21 protein-coding genes are annotated in these 21,166 nt (G+C 45.3%); 9 read left to right on the top strand and 12 right to left on the bottom strand.

The window, feature by feature from the left end; genetic code table 11:
- The first annotated feature begins 125 nt into the window (after nt 1-125).
- The gene (locus tag NKI27_RS02460; RefSeq protein ID WP_265048118.1) at nt 126-344 is read left to right on the top strand and encodes a PA3496 family putative envelope integrity protein; all 219 of its coding nucleotides are present in this window, start codon (nt 126-128) and stop codon (nt 342-344) included.
- Between the two features lie 96 nt (nt 345-440).
- Here the strand turns inward: NKI27_RS02460 and NKI27_RS02455 are convergent, their stop codons facing one another.
- Both NKI27_RS02455 and NKI27_RS02450 read right to left on the bottom strand, forming a co-directional pair.
- Nucleotides 441-692 carry a hypothetical protein gene (locus tag NKI27_RS02455; protein ID WP_265048117.1) on the bottom strand — a complete coding sequence of 84 codons (252 nt, stop codon included), beginning with the start codon at nt 690-692 and terminating at the stop codon, nt 441-443.
- Nucleotides 693-888: 196 nt separating this feature from the next.
- A complete protein-coding gene (locus NKI27_RS02450; protein ID WP_265048116.1) occupies nt 889-3,210 on the bottom strand; it encodes a molybdopterin-dependent oxidoreductase in 2,322 nt (773 codons plus the stop codon).
- A 143-nt stretch (nt 3,211-3,353) separates the two neighbouring features.
- Here NKI27_RS02450 and NKI27_RS02445 point away from each other — a divergent pair, with 143 nt between their 5' ends.
- Complete coding sequence (locus NKI27_RS02445; protein ID WP_265048115.1) at nt 3,354-3,818, top strand: winged helix-turn-helix transcriptional regulator; 465 nt, start codon at nt 3,354-3,356, stop codon at nt 3,816-3,818.
- Between the two features lie 6 nt (nt 3,819-3,824).
- On the opposite strand, the gene NKI27_RS02440 is transcribed toward NKI27_RS02445, so the two are convergent.
- The 3 genes from NKI27_RS02440 to NKI27_RS02430 all read right to left on the bottom strand — a co-directional run bounded on the left by NKI27_RS02440 (nt 3,825) and on the right by NKI27_RS02430 (nt 5,860).
- Nucleotides 3,825-4,664, bottom strand: a complete 840-nt coding sequence (locus NKI27_RS02440; protein ID WP_265048114.1) for a 23S rRNA (adenine(2030)-N(6))-methyltransferase RlmJ — start codon at nt 4,662-4,664, stop codon at nt 3,825-3,827.
- Between the two features lie 93 nt (nt 4,665-4,757).
- On the bottom strand, nt 4,758-5,450 hold the full coding sequence (locus tag NKI27_RS02435; protein WP_265048113.1) for an aspartate/glutamate racemase family protein: 693 nt from the start codon (nt 5,448-5,450) through the stop codon (nt 4,758-4,760).
- 26 nt (nt 5,451-5,476) lie between these two features.
- Nucleotides 5,477-5,860, bottom strand: coding sequence for an MmcQ/YjbR family DNA-binding protein (locus NKI27_RS02430; protein ID WP_265048112.1), 384 nt, complete (start codon nt 5,858-5,860; stop codon nt 5,477-5,479).
- Between the two features lie 334 nt (nt 5,861-6,194).
- Between NKI27_RS02430 and NKI27_RS02425 the strand changes: the two genes are divergently transcribed.
- The 4 genes from NKI27_RS02425 (at nt 6,195) to NKI27_RS02410 (ending at nt 10,336) form a co-directional block, all read left to right on the top strand.
- Nucleotides 6,195-7,268, top strand: coding sequence for an extracellular solute-binding protein (locus tag NKI27_RS02425; RefSeq protein WP_265048111.1), 1,074 nt, complete (start codon nt 6,195-6,197; stop codon nt 7,266-7,268).
- Between the two features lie 167 nt (nt 7,269-7,435).
- On the top strand, nt 7,436-8,590 hold the full coding sequence (locus NKI27_RS02420) for an ABC transporter ATP-binding protein (protein WP_265048110.1): 1,155 nt from the start codon (nt 7,436-7,438) through the stop codon (nt 8,588-8,590).
- Between the two features lie 13 nt (nt 8,591-8,603).
- Nucleotides 8,604-9,485, top strand: coding sequence for an ABC transporter permease (locus NKI27_RS02415; RefSeq protein ID WP_265048109.1), 882 nt, complete (start codon nt 8,604-8,606; stop codon nt 9,483-9,485).
- Nucleotides 9,482-10,336 carry an ABC transporter permease gene (locus NKI27_RS02410; RefSeq protein WP_265048108.1) on the top strand — a complete coding sequence of 285 codons (855 nt, stop codon included), beginning with the start codon at nt 9,482-9,484 and terminating at the stop codon, nt 10,334-10,336. The genes NKI27_RS02415 and NKI27_RS02410 overlap by 4 nt, the downstream gene beginning before the upstream one ends.
- 4 nt (nt 10,337-10,340) lie before the next feature.
- Here NKI27_RS02410 and NKI27_RS02405 read toward each other — a convergent pair whose 3' ends face one another.
- From NKI27_RS02405 to NKI27_RS02380, 6 genes are all read right to left on the bottom strand, one after another.
- Entirely contained in the window at nt 10,341-11,075 is a 735-nt protein-coding gene (locus NKI27_RS02405; protein ID WP_265048107.1) for a glutamine amidotransferase-related protein, read from the bottom strand.
- The gene (locus NKI27_RS02400; RefSeq protein WP_265048106.1) at nt 11,072-12,271 is read right to left on the bottom strand and encodes an iron-containing alcohol dehydrogenase; all 1,200 of its coding nucleotides are present in this window, start codon (nt 12,269-12,271) and stop codon (nt 11,072-11,074) included. The genes NKI27_RS02405 and NKI27_RS02400 overlap by 4 nt, the downstream gene beginning before the upstream one ends.
- Nucleotides 12,272-12,317: 46 nt before the next feature.
- Nucleotides 12,318-13,700, bottom strand: coding sequence for an aldehyde dehydrogenase family protein (locus tag NKI27_RS02395; protein ID WP_265048105.1), 1,383 nt, complete (start codon nt 13,698-13,700; stop codon nt 12,318-12,320).
- 24 nt (nt 13,701-13,724) lie between these two features.
- Complete coding sequence (locus NKI27_RS02390) at nt 13,725-15,092, bottom strand: glutamine synthetase family protein (RefSeq protein WP_265048104.1); 1,368 nt, start codon at nt 15,090-15,092, stop codon at nt 13,725-13,727.
- Nucleotides 15,093-15,185: 93 nt separating this feature from the next.
- Complete coding sequence (locus NKI27_RS02385) at nt 15,186-15,794, bottom strand: DUF998 domain-containing protein (RefSeq protein ID WP_265048103.1); 609 nt, start codon at nt 15,792-15,794, stop codon at nt 15,186-15,188.
- A 15-nt stretch (nt 15,795-15,809) separates the two neighbouring features.
- Entirely contained in the window at nt 15,810-17,084 is a 1,275-nt protein-coding gene (locus NKI27_RS02380; protein WP_265048102.1) for a mechanosensitive ion channel family protein, read from the bottom strand.
- A 200-nt stretch (nt 17,085-17,284) separates the two neighbouring features.
- Between NKI27_RS02380 and NKI27_RS02375 the strand changes: the two genes are divergently transcribed.
- Nucleotides 17,285-18,289, top strand: coding sequence for an MDR family oxidoreductase (locus NKI27_RS02375; protein ID WP_265048101.1), 1,005 nt, complete (start codon nt 17,285-17,287; stop codon nt 18,287-18,289).
- A gap of 154 nt (nt 18,290-18,443) precedes the next feature.
- Complete coding sequence (locus NKI27_RS02370) at nt 18,444-19,184, top strand: substrate-binding periplasmic protein (protein WP_265048100.1); 741 nt, start codon at nt 18,444-18,446, stop codon at nt 19,182-19,184.
- Nucleotides 19,185-19,227: 43 nt separating this feature from the next.
- Here NKI27_RS02370 and ald read toward each other — a convergent pair whose 3' ends face one another.
- Complete coding sequence (gene ald, locus NKI27_RS02365) at nt 19,228-20,340, bottom strand: alanine dehydrogenase (RefSeq protein ID WP_265048099.1); 1,113 nt, start codon at nt 20,338-20,340, stop codon at nt 19,228-19,230.
- Nucleotides 20,341-20,565: 225 nt separating this feature from the next.
- Here ald and NKI27_RS02360 point away from each other — a divergent pair, with 225 nt between their 5' ends.
- Complete coding sequence (locus tag NKI27_RS02360; protein ID WP_265048098.1) at nt 20,566-21,132, top strand: hypothetical protein; 567 nt, start codon at nt 20,566-20,568, stop codon at nt 21,130-21,132.
- Nucleotides 21,133-21,166: the final 34 nt, after the last annotated feature.

The raw sequence follows: 21,166 nt of genomic DNA, 5'->3' as shown, positions 1-21,166 counted from the left end.
TGATACACCTCTCAACAAACCCCGAAACTGTTAACTCGATCACTTTAATTTCATGTCATTCCTATAACGTAGTGCCCGATCCACAAAAATAAGAAATTGTTCGCCTCCAAAGGAGAAATGAGCGCATGAATAACAACAATAATGCCGTTGTCCAGTCGACCAAAACACAATTGGTAGAACTATTTATGGACCTAAATAAGCTTGATACGAAGGCAAAACCAAAAGCTAAAACTAAAGAAAAATCTTCCCCTCAACAAAAACTAGCTGCAAGACGAGCAATAGAACAACATCTTGAGAAAAAACGGCTAGAGCATGATTTAGAAGATTACTGGTTCGATAGTTAACATACACACGAGTACTGTTGGCATTCGTCGCGTCTCGATTACGCTGCTATCGTGTTAAGAGTCAATATTTGGATTATATATTTAATCCATTGACTCTTAACTCACTGACTGGCGGTTTCTTATAAGCTGAATCGCTTGGTCGATTACACCTGTAACAGCAGGTCGTTCAACTACTTTTTGGTTGTCAGCAATAATCTGATTCCAGCTCATTACCGCTTCTGTTCGGTTAACAAATGTTGCAGAACGTGCACCACAATTAAAGCAGCATACATTCCAGTTACGAGACCCTATAGCGCCCGGCTCACAAACCGGCTCACTGCCGCAGGTACAGTTTACTAATACAGCCATTATATACTCTCCCTAATTTCACAGTATTGTCTTAACTACTTTCGCTGAATCCATTCAACATATTATTTTGAGTACCTATCAAGTGCAGTTAATCAGGAAATACGCCATTCAAAAGCTATTAACTGATTAAAAGCATCGTCATTCTATGGCCGACATACTAGAGTCCACAACCTAATTAAGCCTTAATCTTAATCAATTAGACCAAAACACGCTCAATCGCTACCGCTACATGCTTGTGATACGGCGTTTTGGCAATGGGATCACAGTGCCCCGCTGAGGTTAATTCGTTTATCGCGGGGCCGTTTTGTAGTAGTTCCCCTTTATCATTCGAATACAACATGCCGTAGCCATGAGGTAGTGTCACCATACCCGGTTGAACAGTATCATCTTGCATTAATAACACGTCTATCTGCCCTGTTTCAGAGCGACATAGCGCTTTATCTTTATCTTGAAGCCCTAACTTACTTAAATCATCTGAATGAATTCTCATCGCCCCTTCTTTATCTGTTTTGCGCCAGTCGGGGGTTCTGAAAATCTGGTTCGCGTTATACGAGCGACGCTCTCCTGCCATCAAAATAAAGGGGTACTCATTTTCACCCTCAATACTGCTAGCAAGGGTCGCCTCTTCTGCCAGATCATCAAGCGCTGAAAACATCTCTTCGATATGTAACGCCACTTTTTTATCGCGTGTTTTCATCAGCTTCCACGTATCGCTATAAGCAAAGGTCGCAAGTGCTACCGGAAGATCAGACGCCAATGTACGGTTAAACAATGCATTACCTTGTGCGTAGCCTTTACCTGGCGTACCGGCATTAGCTACTTGGCGACTGTATTTAGCCGCATAAAACTGACAAACCCCCCACAAACTAGCCGCTGACGCCATGTTTTCTGGTAACGCTTTACCTAAAGTTGCGTATAAGATAACTGGGGCATATTGCACCCAACTGGGATTGGCTTTAAACGCGGCGGCTAAAGCCAAAGGGTACAGTCGACCTGCAGGGAACTTTCTATCAAGCTTTGCAATCCTCTCTAGTTTAGGAAACCGATCAGGTATTGCCCCCATTGCAACCAGCAAGCGCCTATAAATTTCGGGCTCAGGTAGCGTATCACCTAGAGGCTCTACAACAGGCTTACGTAAATGAAAGTACGCCGTTGGGAAGCCAAAGGTGAAAAACGTACATTCTGTTTTTTCGAATTGAGACGAGGCAGGCAAAACATAGTCTGCGAGCCTTGCGGTTTCTGTTAAAGCCACATCAATAACAACCGACAACTCTAGGTTTTTAAACGCTTCTCTATATGCGCCCGTATCGGCACCTGATAACACCGGGTTGGCACTATCAACCACCAACGCCCTCAATCGCTCAGGGTGATCGGTATTGATTTCTTGTGGCAAGATATTCGGTGGGAACAATTTACTAATGCCTTTCATCCCCGTTACACGCGTAACCGGACCGCCTTCTTCAGGCTCTTTTGAATGACCAATAATCGGCGCAAAAAGGGCAATAAGATGGTTTCCACCCTGTTTATTAAAGTTACCTGTAATCAAAAATAACAATTTTTCAAGATAGGAATTAAGTGTACTATGAAGACTTTGTTGGATACCCAAATCTGCTCTAACGGTGGCCGTTTTAGCGCTAGCAAAACCCACTGCAACGTCACGCACGGTCGCTAAATCAAGACCCGCAACCTCTACATACTTTTCAACAGGCACTTTTAAAAACTGCGCTTTGATACGTTCGAAGCCATTGGTGTGCTCCGCGATAAATGCCTGATCTTCAAGTCCTTCTTGGAGGATAATGGCAATGATGGCCGACAACAGAAAGGCGTCTGTACCTGGCTTAACCGCGAGATGAATATCGGCCATTTTTGCAGACTCGGTTAAACGAGGGTCTATCACTACCATAGTGCGGTTGGGGTCTTTCTTATACGCCTTTAGCAAGTCGCGGGTTTTAGGCACACCATGGGCGTCCCATGGATTAGCCCCCAGAACAATTGAGTAGTCCGCGTGCTCCATCCCCTCTACGGCAAAACAATTCTGTCGTCCAAACAGCTTACCGTTGATCCAAAAATCACCGGTCTTTTCTTGTGCCAATGCCGTGTAAATATAAGGTGTACCCAATGCTGCATTGAGTGCGGAGCTATAAGCGCCGCCTAGGTGATTACCTTGACCTCCACCACCATAGTAGGCAAAAGAGTGTCCGCCATGCGCTTCACGAATAGCGACCATTTTTTCCGCTATTTCTTTAATCGCAACATCCCACTCTACTTCCTCTAAATTCCCATCGGCACCCCTGCGTAATGGCTTGACCAGACGCTCACTATGGTTTTGATAATGATCTAAACGAGCCGCCTTTTGACAAATATACCCTTCAGAAGCGGCTGATTTTTTATCGCCTCTAATTTTTGTGAGATGCTGCCCTGCAACCTGCACTTCAATGCCACAACCAATACTACAAAGCATACAGGCCGTTGATGTCCAGTTTTCATTGTTAGCGTTAGTCTTCTGAAGCTCAGCCATTTAACATCTCTCTTGAATAATTAGTCAGTTCTATTTTGAAACTTTTGATTATAGTAAGTTCCAAAATAGAACTTGTAAAGCTATAATCAACCGTAAAATATGGACATCACAACGCTGGACGACTCACAAGGTAATCAACGTCTATGAAATGGGATAATATTCAAGAAATGCCCTGCTCCATTGCGCGAGCGCTATCAATAGTAGGCGACCGTTGGACACTGCTGATTCTTCGCGACTGCTTTATGGGCACTAAACGATTCGATCAATTTCAAAAACAGATAGGTCTAAGCAGGCACCGCCTCACCGATCGTTTAAATAAACTGGTCGAGCATGAAATTCTGGTTAAGTCGCCCTATCAAGAAAAGCCGCTACGCCATGAGTATCACCTAACCCGAAGAGGGTCAGCGCTATACCCTGTTCTGATGACATTAGCTCAATGGGGAGACAATTGGATGGCAGGCAAAGATGGCCCACCGTTCGAGTATATTCATACCACTTGCGGGCACAAGACCTCCGTTGAGCTTAGCTGCTCGGAGTGCGGTGAAACGATTAGTTCACAAGACATCGCCCCTAAAGCGGGACCAGGCTTTAAAAAATCGTATTTATAGCGAGCGCTATTCTTCAGTGAGCTGTTCTAGCACAGTGCTCCCACTCATGCCCTCGCTCAACAGTTTATCTAAAACGGGGAGCGCTATTTCCATATCCGCTTTAAGCGTATAAGGAGGGTTCACGACAACCATACCGCTGCCGGTCATACCGCTTTCCACATCGGGTAAAATACAGTGCTCTATCCGCAACATATTAGGGATACCTGCACTCGCCAATCGGTCTATAAACTGTTCTGTTGCCTTACGCTCAAGCACCGGATACCAGATAGCAAATATGCCCGAAGAGAAACGTTTATGGGCTTGCTGAAGTGCAGAAACAATGGTTTTGTAGTCCTGTTTAACTTCATAAGATGGGTCAATTAGCACTAGACCTCGTTTTTCAGCAGGTGGCAATAATGACTTCAACCCTTGCCATGCATCCTGCTGATATACTTTTACTTTTTTTGATTTACCGACCAACGACTGTAAGTGCGAGTAGTCCGCTGGGTGAAGCTCTGTTAATTGCATTCTATCAGTAGGTCGTCGAGCCAAGAGTGTAATCTGAGGCGACCCTGGGTAGTTATTTAATCTTCCAGTAGGGTTTAGGGTACCGATAAGATCAATATAGTGGTCAATAATACCCACTCCCGTACGACGCCCAAACAGCTTACCAATACCGCTCTGGTATTCTCCGTTTTTCTGCATTTCTGCAGAGTACACTGTATAAACCCCCGCACCACTATGCGTATCGTGATAGCAAAAGGGTTTATCCTTTCGTTTCAAGTATTCAATAATCGCGAGTTGAGTGCAGTGTTTAAGAACATCTGCAAAATTGCCCGCGTGATAACTGTGCCGATAACTGAGCATACCAACCAAACCTATAATACTGATGAGTGTCCGCGACAATGCCTTCAATACAGGCGAAAATCAATAAAAAATCAGTCTTTCCTAAATTACTCGTTAGCTCACAGCAAATTCAATGGCTTTCGCAGCGTGAATGTTGGTGGTGTCATATAACGGAGTATCAGTATCTGACTCGCTCACCAACATACCTATTTCAGTACAACCTAAGATAACAGCTTCTGCACCCGACGATTTTAGCCCATTAATAATCCGCACATATTCAGCTTTTGATGATGCCTTAACAACCCCCAAGCAGAGCTCTTGATATATAACGTCATGAACGACCTTTCTATCTGATGGGTTTGGCACGATAACATCTAAACCGTACTTATCGATCAATCGTCCTTTGTAAAAGTTCTGCTCCATCGTGAACCCAGTGCCGAGTAACCCTACTCGCTTTACACCGTTGCTAAGTAATGACTCCGCGGTCGCATCTGCGATATGTAACAATGGAATAGAGACTGCATTAGCCACTTGATCGGCTACTTTGTGCATCGTATTGGTACAAATAAGAACACACTCTGCCCCGGCTAACTCGACCTTGCGTGCAGCATCTGCAAGCAATTCACCACTCGTCTGCCAATCACCTTGCTGCTGAAGTTTTTCTATAGGGTCAAAGTCGACGCTGACCAGCGCTATTTTGGCAGAATGTAAACCACCCAACGCCTCTTTAACCCCTTGATTGATCGCCCTGTAATAACCTACCGTGCTTTCCCAACTCATACCGCCAATGAGTCCAATCGTTTTCATATTGATTCCTTTTAAATTAATTCCATTTATTGCTTATAGAGCGCATCTTTTCCAAATCGAAGCTCTAGCCCTTCCCGCTGAAGTTTTTTCAGACCTTTCACAACAAGCCCATAAGAGTGATCGATCATTCGCTCTATCTCACTCGCTGGAATAGACCCATTCAAAATGACCGTATTCCAGTGTTTTTTGTTCATATGATACCCCGGAATAACGGCATCAAAAATATCTCTTAGCGCCAACGCTTCATTGGGATCACACTTAAGATTTAACTGAGCAGTACCTTCATTCACACCTAAAATGGCAAACACTTTATTGCACACTTTAAACACAGGAATGTCCACACCAAAAGGTTCACTTTCTTGAGCCTCTGGCTTACTTAAAAGGTATTGTTTCGAGGTATTATAATCCATCAATATAACCTACTAATATTGAGTTCTGTTTCTGCTACAAAACAAGTTAGCACATGATTCCTCCGATCGCATTTCTGCCCCAAAAGCCCAACAACATAAAACACCCTGTATACGACTAAAGTCTAATAGGTTTTTGCCTCAACTGTGTTTAGCTAAACACTGTCACTTTTCTGTAACTTATCGTTGTTAGTTTGAGATGGAATTTACGAATGGGTCGTCCAATGTTCTTGCTGTAATCCACGTCTAACAACTAGTTTGAACGAAGAATCCGGCAATACAAATATAACAAGAACCGCTTCGGCACTTAATACGTCTAACCAAGATAGGTATTGAAATGAAAGGTTTACTGAATCTCAAAGCACTAGGGTTAATGACCGCAACGGCTACGTTTATCGCAGCCCCTATTCAAGCAGAAACACTACGCTTACTAACTTGGGGCGGCTACGCGCCTAAAGAAGTCATTAGCGACTTCGAAAAAGAAACCGGCATATCGGTTAAAGTGACTAAATCTAATAACGAAGATATGATTTCCAAACTGCGCGCAACGCGAGGCGCAGGCTTTGACCTAGCTCAGCCTAGCCAAGACCGCATCACCAGCGCACAAGCCGACTTCGATATTTATAAGCCCATAGACTTAAGCAAAATCAACGCGGACCAAATCATAGGGTCTATGCTTGAAGCCACCAAAAAGAGCACCATGCATAACGGTAAAGTATATGGCGTACCTCACGTGTGGGGCACCAGTGGTTTGATTGTTAATCGAAAAACCGCCGGTCAGGTTGCTGACTATACCGACCTATGTGATACCCGCTTAAATGGAGCGGTTTCTTATCGTCTAAAACGCCCAACCATTATTGGTTTTGCATTCGCGATGGGTGAAGACCCCTTTGGCGCTTATGGTGATAAAGGTCAGTATCAGGCCATCCTCAATAAAGTTGAAAGCAAGCTAATTGAGTGTAAGAGCAACGTTAAAGCTTACTGGAGTGGCGGCGATGCATTACTAAATCTCATGCGTTCTGGCGAAGTCAATGCAGCTATGGCATGGGATGCTGGCGGCTGGAAGCTTAACAAAGAAAACAAAGATATCACCTTTATTGCGCCAAAATCGGGGGCATTAGGCTGGATCGATACCTTTGCACTCCCCCGCAAGAGCAAAGCAGAAAATGCAGCTTACCAGTGGATTAACTACGTCATGCGCCCCGACGTTGCAGCTAAAATAACAGAAGCAGCCGGCAACTTTACAGCGGCTAAAGGCAGCGATGATTATGTTAATGACACGCTCAAAGCGCAGTTTAAAGAAAGCTTCTCACAAGAGGCTATTGATAATATCAAGTGGTATCCACCTGTACCTGCTGGCTTAGAAGAGATGGAAGGTAAAGTGCTTGATCGTGTGAAAGCCGCAAGTTAAGACATGCAGATGCGCTTGTTTTAACCTTTGCTCATCGCCGTTAACGCAGAAATCGGGTGCTATTTGATACGTCATAGTACTGGTTTTCTGCCTTAACGGTAATGACATCAAGTAGCAAGTACCTTGTTATAGCCTATTCAATATAACCACCACTGAGATCATATTTAATGCCGGCAGATGACCATTTAACCCCACTCTCATTCGACTTAGAGTGTCGTAATCTTAGCAAAGCGTTTGGCGACTTTGTGGCTGTAGATGATGTGTCTTTTAAGATTCCTCAAGGCTCATTTTTCTCGATCCTTGGGCCTTCTGGCTGCGGTAAAACAACGTTACTCAGAATGCTTGCAGGGTTTCAGCAACCCAGTTCGGGCGATATATTTATTAAGAATAAATCAGTTCTGAATACCCCCCCCAACAAACGCCCTGTCAATATGGTGTTTCAGCACTTGGCGCTCTTTCCCACTATGACAGTGGCTGAGAATATTGCTTATGGACTAAAGCGAAGAGGCATCAGTAAAAGTGAACAGCAACCGCTAATTAAAGATGTGCTTGAACGCATCGACCTACCCGACGCAGGTAATAAACGCATTGACCAACTGTCAGGCGGACAAAAACAGCGTATTGCCATTGCTCGCTGTTTAGTATTAAAGCCCGATGTACTGCTGTTAGATGAGCCGTTAGGGGCTCTCGATTTAAAACTGCGCGAGCAAATGAAGATAGAGTTAAAGCATTTACAACAAGTATTCGGCACCACCTTTATTTATATCACGCATGATCAGTCAGAAGCACTGGTCATGAGTGATCAGGTTGCCGTCATGAATAACGGCCGTTTTGAACAAGTCGGTACACCTCAAGAACTGTATTACCAACCAGAAACCCCTTTTGTTGCCAGCTTTGTTGGTGACAGCAATCGCTGGTATGGGAAGGTTAGTAGTCAAGACGAAGACTTAATATCGCTGACTACGGAGCAAGGGCTTAAGCTTAATGGGTTGTCAGCGCCAGGTCAGCAACTCAACAAACATGACGCTGTAACCGCCTACATTCGACCTGAAGCCATTTCGATTGTGCCAGACGCAACCACGGCGCCGACAATAAATAACCCTGAAGACATTAATCAATGCCAAGGGCGTATCGTCAACGTACTGTTTGATGGCGCTCGTAGTCAGGTTTTAGTCGATACCAGCAGCGGTGAACCCATGCACGTTTCTCTCCCCCAAACAGGTCAGCATTCTCATTTGTCGAAAGGTGATAATGTGACGCTACAATGGAGCAAAAAACAGTGTTTATGCTTTCGTGCTCCGCAACACCCCCCCCAGAACTAAGAGAGCACCGCTCATGTCACCAGCCCATTCAGCATCGCTTTCTAGTACTAGTAAAATCGGTTTATGGTTGTTGCTCGCCCCTATTTTGCTGTGGCTTTCTTTACTGATTATTTTGCCCCATGTCGATATGGTGCTTATTTCGTTGCAAGAACGCATATCCTCTCGCAACTATAGTTTTAGCGTTAGCAATTACACTGCGTTTTTTACCGAACCACTGTATTGGAACACCTTTGTACGAACCGCTGTGATGTCGATTATTGCGACCGCATTGACGTTACTGATCGCCTTTCCGATTTCGTATTATATCGCCAAGATGCTCACAGGCCGTTTAAAGACCGCTCTCTTTGTGCTCTGCCTTATTCCTTTCTGGGTCAGTGAATTGGTGCGCACCTACGGCTGGATGATTATTCTTAGAGAAACAGGTCTAATCAGTACATTTCTTCAATGGGCAGGGTTAGCCGACCAGCCTATCGAGATGCTATATAACGATGCCGCCATTATGGTCGGTCTAATCTATACCTCGATGTTGTTTATGGTGGTGCCACTGGTATCAACACTCGATAGCCTTGATAACAGCTTAATAGAAGCCGGTTACGATCTTGGGGGTAACAGCTGGAATGTGCTTAAAGACATTATTATCCCTCATGCTATGCCGGGCATTGTCAGCGGTTGTATCGTGGTATTTATGCTCACACTGGGCAACTACCTGACCCCTACACTTCTGGGGGGAAAAGATAGCCTTTGGTTTACTGAGCAAATTTATACGCAGTTCATCACCCGCTTTAATTGGGAGCAAGGGGCTGCCTTTGGCATGCTGTTATTGTTTCTCTCTTCGCTCATCGTTTGGGCCGGGCTTAAACTGTCTAAACAGTCATTTTCGAAGGTGATGTCATGATCCCCACTATCGCCAGCAGTCGTTTTTTTCGCTTCTCGTATATTTTTTATGTGGCCTGTTTTTTCATCTTTTTAATGGCGCCATTAGTGGTCGTCGCTGTATTTTCATTTAATGATTCAATGTTCCCTTCTCTCCCGTGGAATGGAGGGACGCTCGACTGGTATTTTAATGACACAGAACCCAAGCTCGGTATCTTTCATGATTCGGAATTACTAGAAAGCATTTGGACCAGCGTTAGCATTGCCATCGCAACGACTATCGCCAGCCTCGCCTTGGCCACCTGTAACGCCTTTTTATTTGAGCGAGAGCAGTTCCCCGGTAAAAACTTGCTGTATATCTTAATGCTCACGCCACTGGTGATACCTGGTGTTATTCTTGGAGTGTCGATACTGGTATTTAGCAGCTCCATTGCTAATTGGGTAGAGATGCAGTTTGGCTATGATATAGAAGCCCTAAGGCCAGGATTAACACTGGTTATTATCGGGCAATTTGCATTTATCACGACCATCTCGACGCTGGTAATCTCGGCGCGCTTACGTAAGTTTGATTCCACACTAGAAGAAGCGGCAATGAACCTCGGCGCTAACCGTATGACCGCTATCGCTACCGTCACGCTCCCTTACCTGAAGCCTGCGCTGATTGGGGCGGGTATCGTGAGTTTTCTCATGTCATTTGAGAACTTCAACACTACGTTAATGTTAGTCGGCTCAGATGCGCCATTAACCATCGCAATGTTTGATCGACTCAAAGAAGGCTCGACACCGGTATTAAACGCGGTGTCGGTGATATTGATGACAGGCTCTGCTTGTTTAGCCTTGCTGTCGTTGTTTGTACAACGAAAAGAGGCCTAGACCTCTACTCAGGCGATATGACAGGTTGATTGAAAAAGTTAACAATCCATTGGGCAATGACGAGATGATCGGTATCATCAAACAACGTTGCCTGTGCTTTTTCAATCACTTCTTCAGGAATAGTATCCTTACGCATTTCCATGAGTTTTCGGCTGTAGCCTCTATTAAATTCAGGATGCCCTTGAAACCCCAAGACATTGTCGCCTAACTGAAAAGCCGCATTCGGACAGTAATCACTACTGGCAATCACTATGGCGCTAGATGGCAATTGCACCACTTGGTCTTGGTGACTCACAAGCAACGAGAACGACGCCATAGCGGGCTGCATCCATTCAGGTGTCGCCAAGACATTACTCGACTTTACGCCTAACCCCCAGCCGTTTTCGCTTTTCTGGGTGATGCCACCCAAAACATGCGCTAACAGTTGGTGACCAAAGCAAATACCCACCATTTTTTTATTTTGACTGGCGAGCGTCCTTACATAGTTACGCAACGCTCCAATCCACTCATCATTATCGTATGCGCTGCTTTTGCTACCGGTAATAATATAACCATCACACTCATCAACATCCTCAGGGTAAACCCCTTCAATAACAGGATAAACTGAAAAGTTGATAGACGGCGCCACCTGCATAAATAACGTCTGCATCATATGCGCATAAGAGGCATACAAAGGTCGCAACGACTCGTGTAGAACGTCGCAATCGAGAATGCCCAGTTTTAACTGTTGATCGGTCATACTACAAATCCTATTCCTGCTACGGCAGTACTAAAGAGAATACCGTAATCTTCAGCGGTTAAAGGGATCGGATTACCGCCGGCAGACGGATCAACTGCGGCCATCTCGCCGACCAACTCACTCCGCTCTGCGGTGATTCCTATCTCTGATAACGCATGGGGTATCTTGAGCGTCTTACGAAGGTCTATGACCCACGCCATAAAACCATCAAATGTTTTGTCTTCAAGCCCGATACACGTGGCCACATGCTCAATTCTGGATTCAATCGCTAAGCGATTACGAACCAGCACATAAGGCAAGATGATGGCGTTGAGTAAGCCATGATGCGCATCGAATAGCGCGCCTAATGGATGAGCTAGCGCATGCACGCCGCCTAACCCTTTTTGAAATGCCGTAGCCCCCATTGATGAAGCCACCATCATATGGCTGCGCGCCGTGAGGTTGCTACCGTCTTCTACGGCAGGCACTAACCACTCTTTTATCAGCCTCATGCCCTCTAAGGCTATACCGTCGGCCATGGGGTGATACCCTGGGGCACAATAAGCTTCGAGGCAATGAACCAGTGCGTCTACCCCGGTAGCCGCAGTTAAATGGGCCGGTAACCCTACCACTAATTCAGGGTCAGCCAAGACCACCTGCGGCATCATTTTGGGGTGAAAGATAATTTTCTTTACGTGATTCTCTTCATCTAAAATAACCGACGCTCGACCCACTTCAGACCCTGTACCTGATGTGGTCGGTATGGCCACTATCGGCGCAATGCCATCGGGATCTGCCCGCAGCCAGTTGGTTCCCACGTCTTCAAGCGCCCAAATTGAATGTGTTTGCCCACTCATCAGTGCAATGGCTTTGCCTGCATCAAGCGCACTACCGCCCCCTAATGCGATCACACCGTCATGATTACCGGCCTTATAAGTAGCAACACCGGCCTCGATATTTGCACCCGTAGGGTTAGGCTTAATGTCGCTAAACAGCCCTATGTTTGAACCCTCCGCTTGAACATACGCCATGGCTCTTACAACAAAAGGTTGCGCTACGAGCCCTGCATCTGTGACCAATAAAGGGTTGCGAATACCTAATGATTTACACACAAATGGAAGCTCACTCAACCTGCCACTGCCCATACGTATAGTGGTGGGATAATTCCAGTTGCCCTGAATGTCATCTGGTGTTGTAAGGTCTAACCGCTGTTCCATAAATACTCTCACTTATTGCCTGTTCTTATTATCTTTCAAGTATTGATTAAATACGTCTTAAATGGAATGACTTAGGACGCGTTAGCTGCTGATAACCTAATGCAGACAATGCACAACCTCGACCAGACTGCTTAACGCCCGACCAAGGTAAGGCAGGGTCAAGATAGTCACAACGGTTCATAAACACCGTGCCGGTTTCAAGCTGATCACCTATCACTAAGGCTTGCTCTTCATCTTCAGTCCAAATAGAGGCGGTTAATCCATACTGACTATCATTCATCAGCCTGATCGCTTCCTCATCATTCGCGACAGACATCACACCAATAACCGGCCCAAAACTCTCCTCGGTCATCACCCTCATTTGGTGATTAACATGCGTCAGTATTTGAGGTGGCATATATGCTGCCCCGTCTTCAGGTCGTTCAAAATAATGCTGGTCAATCCCCGCGATCGCGCCTTGGGCAATCGCATCTTCAATTTGCTGTTGTACGGCTTCGGCTGCAGCTGCACTGACCATCGGGCCTAGAGTGGTTTCTTGTACGAGCGGGTTACCTAGCGTGTGTTCATAAACTTGGTTAATCGCACCGGTTACAAATCGCTCATAGAGCGACGCATGTACATACACGCGTTCGATACCGCAGCAAGATTGGCCTGAGTTAAAAAAGGCGCCATCCAGCACCCCTTCTATCGCATGAGCAAGGTTTGCATCTTCTCTAATATAAGCAGGGTCTTTACCACCGAGCTCTAATGCCAAGCCCTTGAAAGAACCCGCCAGACTTTTCTCGATTTTTTTACCTCCAGAGACTGATCCAGTAAACGACACAAAATCAACACCCTCATGGTTGATCAGCGCTGAAGTGCTTTCATGATCTAAATGAAGATATTGAAATACCCCCTCAGGCAGCCCGGCATACTGGAACGCTTCAGCAAACCTCTCGGCACACAAAAAGGTTTGATTAGAGTGTTTAAGCACCACAGTGTTTCCCGCCATAATAGCCGGAATAATAGAGTTAACTGCCGTCAAATAGGGGTAGTTCCAAGGCGCAATGGTGACGACAACACCTAATGGTTCGTGACGAATAAATCGATTAAAGCTGTTATTCTCTTCGACTAATTGATCGGCTAAAGCAAATTCCGCAACATCAATCATATAGCGGCCACGCTCTTCAACGCCCTTTACCTCTCCAGCAGCATACTGAATAGGCCGCCCCATCTGAAGCGTGATTTCGTGCGCAATACTCTCTTGGTTCTGTATAAAGTAATCAATGGCTTTATGACAGATTTCAGCCCGTTCGCTTAGCGCCACTCGCTTCCATCTCTGCTGTGCGCTAGTCGCCTGATCGACCGCTGCTGAGATTTGTTCAGCCGATGCTAATGTTCGTTCAGCAACCTCGCGGCCATCAATGGGAGAATGCAATGTGATATTCATATGCTCATCCTGTCTTGTAGCGGTCTAAATAATTTCAAAATAGCGATCTAACTCCCAATCGGAAATATGCTTTCTAAACTCTCGTTCTTCCCACTCTCGGGTGGCAGAAAAGTGTTCAACAAACACATCACCAAAATAGTGTCGTGCTATCTGTGATTTTTTAAGCCTTTGCGCTGCATCCCATAAGGTGTAAGGGAGTTGTAAGTAATTTGGAAAGCGATGTTCGTAAGCACTCCCCTCGACTAAAGGCTCAGGTTCTGCTCGATTTTCAACCCCCCACAAGCCGGACGCAATAACCGCGGCTTGAATAATATAAGGGTTGGCATCAGCGGCACCTATACGGTATTCAATACGCTGAGCATGCTCAGACCCAGTAATAAGACGAATAGCGCACGTTCGATTATCAACGCCTGCACTCGCTTCAGTCGGGGCCCAAAAACCAGGAATTAAACGTCGATAGGCATTAATAGTCGGGGCGATCATGGCTAACAATTCAGGCATCAATTTTTGCTGGCCAGCATAAAAATGTCGCATGGTGTCGCTAATATTGTCGGGCTTATTCTCGTCATAAAACATCGGCGCACCGCTTAGGTCTCTCACCGATAGGTGAATATGACCACTCTGCCCCGGGTAATCTGGCGACCACTTAGCCATAAAGGTCGCCATTTTGCCTTCTTTTTGCATGGCAATTTTAGTGTATGTTTTAAACAGTGCGGCTTTATCGGCAGAGGCTAAGGCATCATCGTGGGCAAGCGCAGCTTCGAGTACGCCGGGCCCTGTTTCTTCGTGCAAACCTTCAATCGGCATATCCATCTGCTCGCAAAGCTGAAGTAAGTTCTCATAGGTTTGAGATTCAACACTGTTACGGATCATCGAATAGCCAAACTCTGCTGGCCCAAGAGGTTTAAGTGATTGATAACGTTTTTCGCGGATACTTTCAGGGGTTTCGTTGAAAACAAAAAACTCATACTCAAAGCCCGTTTCTATTTGCATCCCCAAGGCTTTGGCTTTTTTAATCACATTTCGCAGAACCCCGCGAGGGCATATCGCTTCCGCTTCGCCTACGAACTCGGCAAGAAATAATAAACCGTTATTTTCCAGTGGCAGATCACGGCAACTGTCGGGGATAATTCTAACGGTTGCGTCAGGGTAACCCGTATGCCAACCGGTGTATTTTACATTGTCATAAAGCTGGTCACAGACATCCCAACCTAACACCACATCGCAAAACCCAAAGCCACGCTCTAAAGACGATAGAAACTTTTCTTTCGACATATATTTGCCGCGCATCACGCCATCAATATCGAACACACCGACCTTGATGTGACTCAACCCTCGCTCTTCAATTAACTCGCGCGCATCTTCGATGTTATGAACATCTTTCGCTTCCATGATTTTCCTCGTCTTAATTTAATTCTTATTTTTGTATTTTTAAGCGTTCGTCACATCATCTAAGCCTAGTCATAAACTGCCTATCGTGCATGGTTAGCGATCAATCAACAGTAATAAAAGCGACACGGTCATCATCCAGATAAAAAAACTCGCTTCTGCGAACCGCTGAACCAGCCCTCTAATGCGATAAAATGACGGTAGTATTAGCATCATAAGACTCAACAGTATCACCGAACCACTTAGGATTAAATAGAGGTTCATCTGAGGCAACATAACCGGTTGCTCTGGCGATACCCCCATCAAGATCAACCCTAAACCTGCCCCCAAATACTCCAATACGCCTGCTGTATTATGCAGTTTATTACTCGCCGTACCGCCTATGGGTGAACCTGGATCACAAGGGAACAAGGCTGCCACTAAGTACCCCACCCCCACTAACCCCAATAAGGCCCACGCCAAATAGCTTTGCGTAAGAAACGTGACCGTAGCCTGGCTCAGTACCAAAAATAAAATTATGGCGACGCCCAACGGCAAAAAATAATAACGCGATACCGCTTTCTGATACCGACTGCCGGTTGCACCTAGCTCGCTCAGCGTGTTCAGGCGTGTCGAGTAGCCATCACTTTTTTTTGCATAGTAAACCGGCGCAATAAATGCAAAAAGGGAGATCACAACACCTAATAATCCGAGCAGTTCTGTCACTAAGCCATACCTTTTTTATTGGTGATTAGTCAGTAGGCGGATGTCATTACCAGTCGGAGATTCGTGAGCTCTTAATCCAAAAATAGGAATAATGGCTAAGATGTGATCAAAAATATCCGATTGAATATCCTCATAATGATTCCAGTTTGTCGTGTTGGTGAACGCATATATTTGAATAGGCAAGCCATTACTGCTCGGTTCAAGCTGCCTGACGATTAATGTCATACCTTGATGAATATGAGGGTGCTGTTTTAACAGTGACACTAAGTACTGCCTAAAAGTACCCACATTTGTCAGTCTGCGCCCATTCAGCATCACGCTCATATCGGTCTTTTTCTCAGTGTTTTCTTTATTAATAGCCGATAATTTACGGCTAATGTAGTCGCTTAAAAGGTCTGCTTTTTGAAGCTCTGCAAGCTGCTGCTCATTCAAAAAGCAAACACTGTTCATTTCTAAGTGAATACTGCGTTTTATTCTACGCCCTCCAGACTCTGACATCCCTCGCCAGTTTTTAAATGAGTCAGAGATAAGTGCGTAGGTAGGTATGGTGGTAATTGTCTTATCCCAATTTCTAACTTTAACCGTCGTAAGGGCAATATCAATTACATCGCCATCGGCACCATACTTGGGCATTTCAAGCCAATCACCGACCGATAGCATATTGTTTGCCGATAACTGAATACCCGCCACTAAGCCTAAAATAGGGTCTTTAAATACCAACAATAAAACGGCAGACAACGCACCTAAACCGCTGAGTAAAATAAGTGGTGATTTACCCATAAGCAGTGATATAGCAAGAATCCCGGTTAACACACTCGCTGACAATTTAACGGTTTGTATCAGCCCCCTTAATGGGAAATGAGCCCGGTTAGAACGCCTATCAGAGGCCGCTTGGAAGATATCCAGCAACGTAAATAACGAAAGTAACGCAAACAGAATGATCCATTGATTAGCCACTAACTCAAGGACATACAAGAAGGTGGATCCTTCACCTACCCAGAGGTGAGACTGAATAACCACCACTACCCCCTGCAAGACATATGACAACCGTTTAACCAGTCGCTCACCGAGTACGGCTGCTATATTCTCTTGATGCTGATTGCGAGGTGAAAAAAAACGGCCTTTAAGAAACCTCTTAGCAACCATTCGAACGACAAAGTGCAATACAAAACCGAATACCCCTATCCAAAGCAGTACAAGAATGTCATACCACAAAAAAACACTACCGGGCATATGTTGCCCAAACCAGCTTAATAAAAAGTCTCTCAGCTGTGCTCTCAGTTCCGTCATGACTTATCTACCTTTGAATACACGTGTCGTTTCTTCATAAATATTCCTAGTAACAGTAAATGTCAGCACGACTAAAGTATAGTCTGTTCTTTTTAGCTAAAGCATTTAGCTCATCAACATTTCAAGCTAGACTGAGGCATCATTCATTGGCCGTATAGCACCGGTGTTTCATTCCCGTTTAGTCAATATAGAGGTTTAAAATGACTCAAGCGAATTCAGATCAATTTAAAGCATTAGTTCTTCGTCAAGAAGACGGAAAAACCCTCAGTGCTGTCGAGCAACTCAGCATTGCCGACCTACCAGAAGGCGATGTTTTGTTATCGGTTGATTACTCTAGCGTAAACTATAAAGATAGCATGGCCGTTACAGGCACTGGCAAAATAGTACGGACTTGGCCGATGGTTCCGGGTATAGATCTAACAGGTACCGTCATTGAATCACAAGCTGATAGCTATAAGCCTGGCGACAAAGTGCTGCTAACGGGCTGGAGTGTCGGCGAACAATATTGGGGTGGCTATTCGCAAATTCAGCGAGTCCAATCCAAATGGCTGATTCCGCTACCCAACGGAATTGACAGCAAAATAGCCATGGCTATCGGTACTGCTGGTTTAACCGCCATGCTGTGTGTGATGGCATTAGAAGACGCGTTTATCACCCCCGGTAAAGGCCCTATTGTGGTCACTGGCGCTGGCGGCGGCGTAGGCAGTATCGCAGTCGCAATCCTCAATAAACTGGGTTATTCCGTTACAGCCGTTTCAGGACGTAGCTCAACGCACGACTATTTAAAAAGCCTCGGCGCTAACGACATTATCCCTCGAGAGGATATGCTAAAGCCATCCAGACCGCTAGAAGCACAGCGTTGGGCTGGCGCCGTCGATACAGCAGGTGACGCTATTCTTGCTCGTGTTTTAGCTGAAACAGACTATAACGGCGCGGTTGCCGCTTGTGGCCTTGCAGCGGGTTATAAATTACCCACTACGGTGATGCCATTTATCCTCAGAAACGTGCGTTTACAGGGCGTCGACTCAGTGATGTGCCCAAATGAACGACGACAAGTTGCGTGGAAGCGACTCGCTCAAGACCTGCCTGAAACAGCACTCACAGAAATTAATAGAGTAGTGTCTCTCGAGGAGATTAAGCAGGTAGCAGAGGATATGATGGCGGGTAAAATCCAAGGCCGAACAGTTGTTGATTTAAACGCCTAAAAAACAATGTTAAGAATCAATAAAACTCGCGTGTATGAGCAAGCAAACTACACTAAAAAGTCTATTAAATAAGGACGCAGCAACCTTCCCTGCCTCCTTATTCAGATTGATTTAGTCTAAACGAATCAACACAATTAACTTATAGGGTAATGCATTGAAAGCGTTTGTTTATTTTGTGTGCTTTATCGTTTCGCCCGCTCTTTACGCTGAAGAAGTGAAAATGGCTTTTGGAGAAGCTATCCCTCCGTTTTCATTCCCTGAGTCTGACTCAGGCATTGAGATAGAGGTTATTGGTGAAGCCTTGGCCTTTCACAACCACACATTACACCCTAAGTACTTCCCTCTCGCCCGTACCCCCTATGTTTTTAAACAACGATACGTTGATGCCACCATGACAGATCTTGGCCATGATATGTCCTTAATTGGGGCTTTCTATGGGAACTCAGCCGTAGTCTACGACAATGTATTTATTTCTCTCAAAAGTAGGAACCTTAAACTTGAGTCGCCTTCAGATCTGAAAGGGCTTTCAATTATTTCATTTCAGGGGGCGAGCAAACGTTATCCCAAATGGCTAAAAGCCCCCTATGAGGCAAAGTTAGTAACGGAGCAAAATAAGCAGCTTACGCAAGTGTTGATGCTTAACGCAGGCAAAGTAGACGTTGCTTTAAGCGACAGGAATATTTTTCAATACTATTCTAGTCAAGCTGAAATACTTGGGACGACCATTAAAGACGTAACCTTTCACCCCTTTACAGACGTAAACCCTAATAATTATCGCCCTGTTTTTTGGGACAAGAAAATCAGAGATGACTTTAACGAAGGGCTAGAGCACCTTAAAAAGACAGGTCGTTATCAAGCCATCTTTGATAAGTATTTAAACACTGAAAAAGAATGACTAACACCGCTAAACGTAGCCTTTGTGCATGTAACGAATAGCGTCAAATCACGCCTGATGAGGGGACATATTCATAGCCCAACTCCTCTGCGACAGGTCGACAAGTCACGTGGCCTTTATAAATATTTAACCCATTTCGGAGGTGATGATCTTCTGACAATGCTCGCTGAAAACCTTTATTGGCAAGGGCAATAACAAAAGGTAATGTTGAGTTAGTTAACGCGAAGGTTGCCGTTCTCGCCACTCCGCCTGGCATATTGGCGACACAATAGTGTACGACGCCATCAACACTATAGGTGGGGTCTTGATGCGTAGTGGGCTTACTGGTCTCAAAGCACCCTCCCTGATCAATAGCCACATCTACCAATACGGCACCGCTTCTCATGTTGACTAATGTTTCTCGTTTAACGAGCTTAGGCGCTGCAGCACCTGGCACCAATACCGCGCCGATAATTAAGTCTGCATCACACACAGAAGTTTCAACAGATTCAACCGTTGAATAGAGGGTTTTTAATTGTGGGCCGTACAGGTTGTCGAGCGTTTTTAAGCGATCAATAGAGCGGTCAAGCACCAGAACATCTGCCCCCAACCCCATCGCCATTCTGGCGGCATTTTCGCCCACCACACCGCCGCCGATAACCACTACCTTTCCGGGGCTTACCCCTGGCACACCGCCCAACAGTGTGCCGTTACCACCTTGCGCTTTTTCAAGTGTATGTGCACCGGCTTGTATTGCCATGCGTCCAGCCACTTCACTCATGGGGGCTAATAGCGGCAAAGCACCATGATCATCTGTCACGGTTTCATAAGCAATCGCCACGGCGTTTGAATCGATTAGCCGTTTTGTCTGTTCAGGGTCTGGAGCAAGGTGAAGATACGTAAAAATAACCTGCTCAGGCCGTAACATCGCACACTCTTCAGCTTGCGGCTCTTTAACTTTTACGATCATATCAGCCGCCGCAAAAATCTCTTCTGCGGTATTGGTCAACCTTGCCCCTGCCGCCCTATACTGGTCATTCGTTAATCCGATCGACGCACCGCCATCACGCTGAACCAATACCTGATGCCCGAGGCATACTAGCTCTCTAACACCGGCAGGTGTCATTCCAATACGGTATTCATGATTCTTAATTTCTTTAGGTACACCGATAATCATGTCAGGACTCCCACAAAAACATTTGGCTATTTCAGTATAGTAAGAGATATCGATTATTGGTTTTATATGGTTATTTAAGTGATTTATTTAGAGAAAAGCTGAAGTATTCTTTATGAGGTTACGCAACTCGCCCATACTTCGCAGTCAACAAGTCGCATCAATACTGCTATAATCCTCTCATTCACAAACCGTTTGATGACTGTTTATTTCGGAACCCGATACCCTATGACAAATATTGAAACTCCAACCTATTTACAAGATGCCGCCCAATTGCTGTCAGCCGATGGATTTAAATTAACAGGCACTTGGTACCACGGCACCTCATCAGATTTAACCGATAGCATTATGGATAAAGGGTTAATCGGCTCAGGGGATGCAGAGCTTAATAAGATGGCAAAACAAACAATGGCGGCCATAGGCAATAGCTACACCGAACGAAAAGAGCCTATATTTTTAACACAAAGCAAAGAGCTGGCTTACTATTGGGCAAATGAAAAAGCAGAGCTGCGTAAAACTCGCTTTGGTAGTGATGCAACACCCGTTGTTGTCGAGCTTACGCTGCCTGAAGATCTTGCTAGCAAGGTTAAAACAGATGTAGGCGCTGCGACGATGCTACTGACTGGTAACGACCCGTACATCGAGTATATCCAAGCACTCTACACTCAAAACAAAATACTGTTACCTAAACTTGACCCTACCAGTATTGATCGAATGGCTTATCTTAACGTACTCGGATTGGCTTATTTAAGCGTTGATGTACCAGCTGATCACCTTAACCTGTTAACCCGTTAAAGAGCCGCCAGTATCATTAATGCATGCTTTTAAA

The sequence above is a fragment of the Alkalimarinus alittae genome (assembly GCF_026016465.1).
Lineage (GTDB): Bacteria > Pseudomonadota > Gammaproteobacteria > Pseudomonadales > Oleiphilaceae > Alkalimarinus > Alkalimarinus alittae.
Note: the sequence above shows the minus strand (reverse complement) of the source record. Positions and strands in the feature narration are given on the sequence as shown.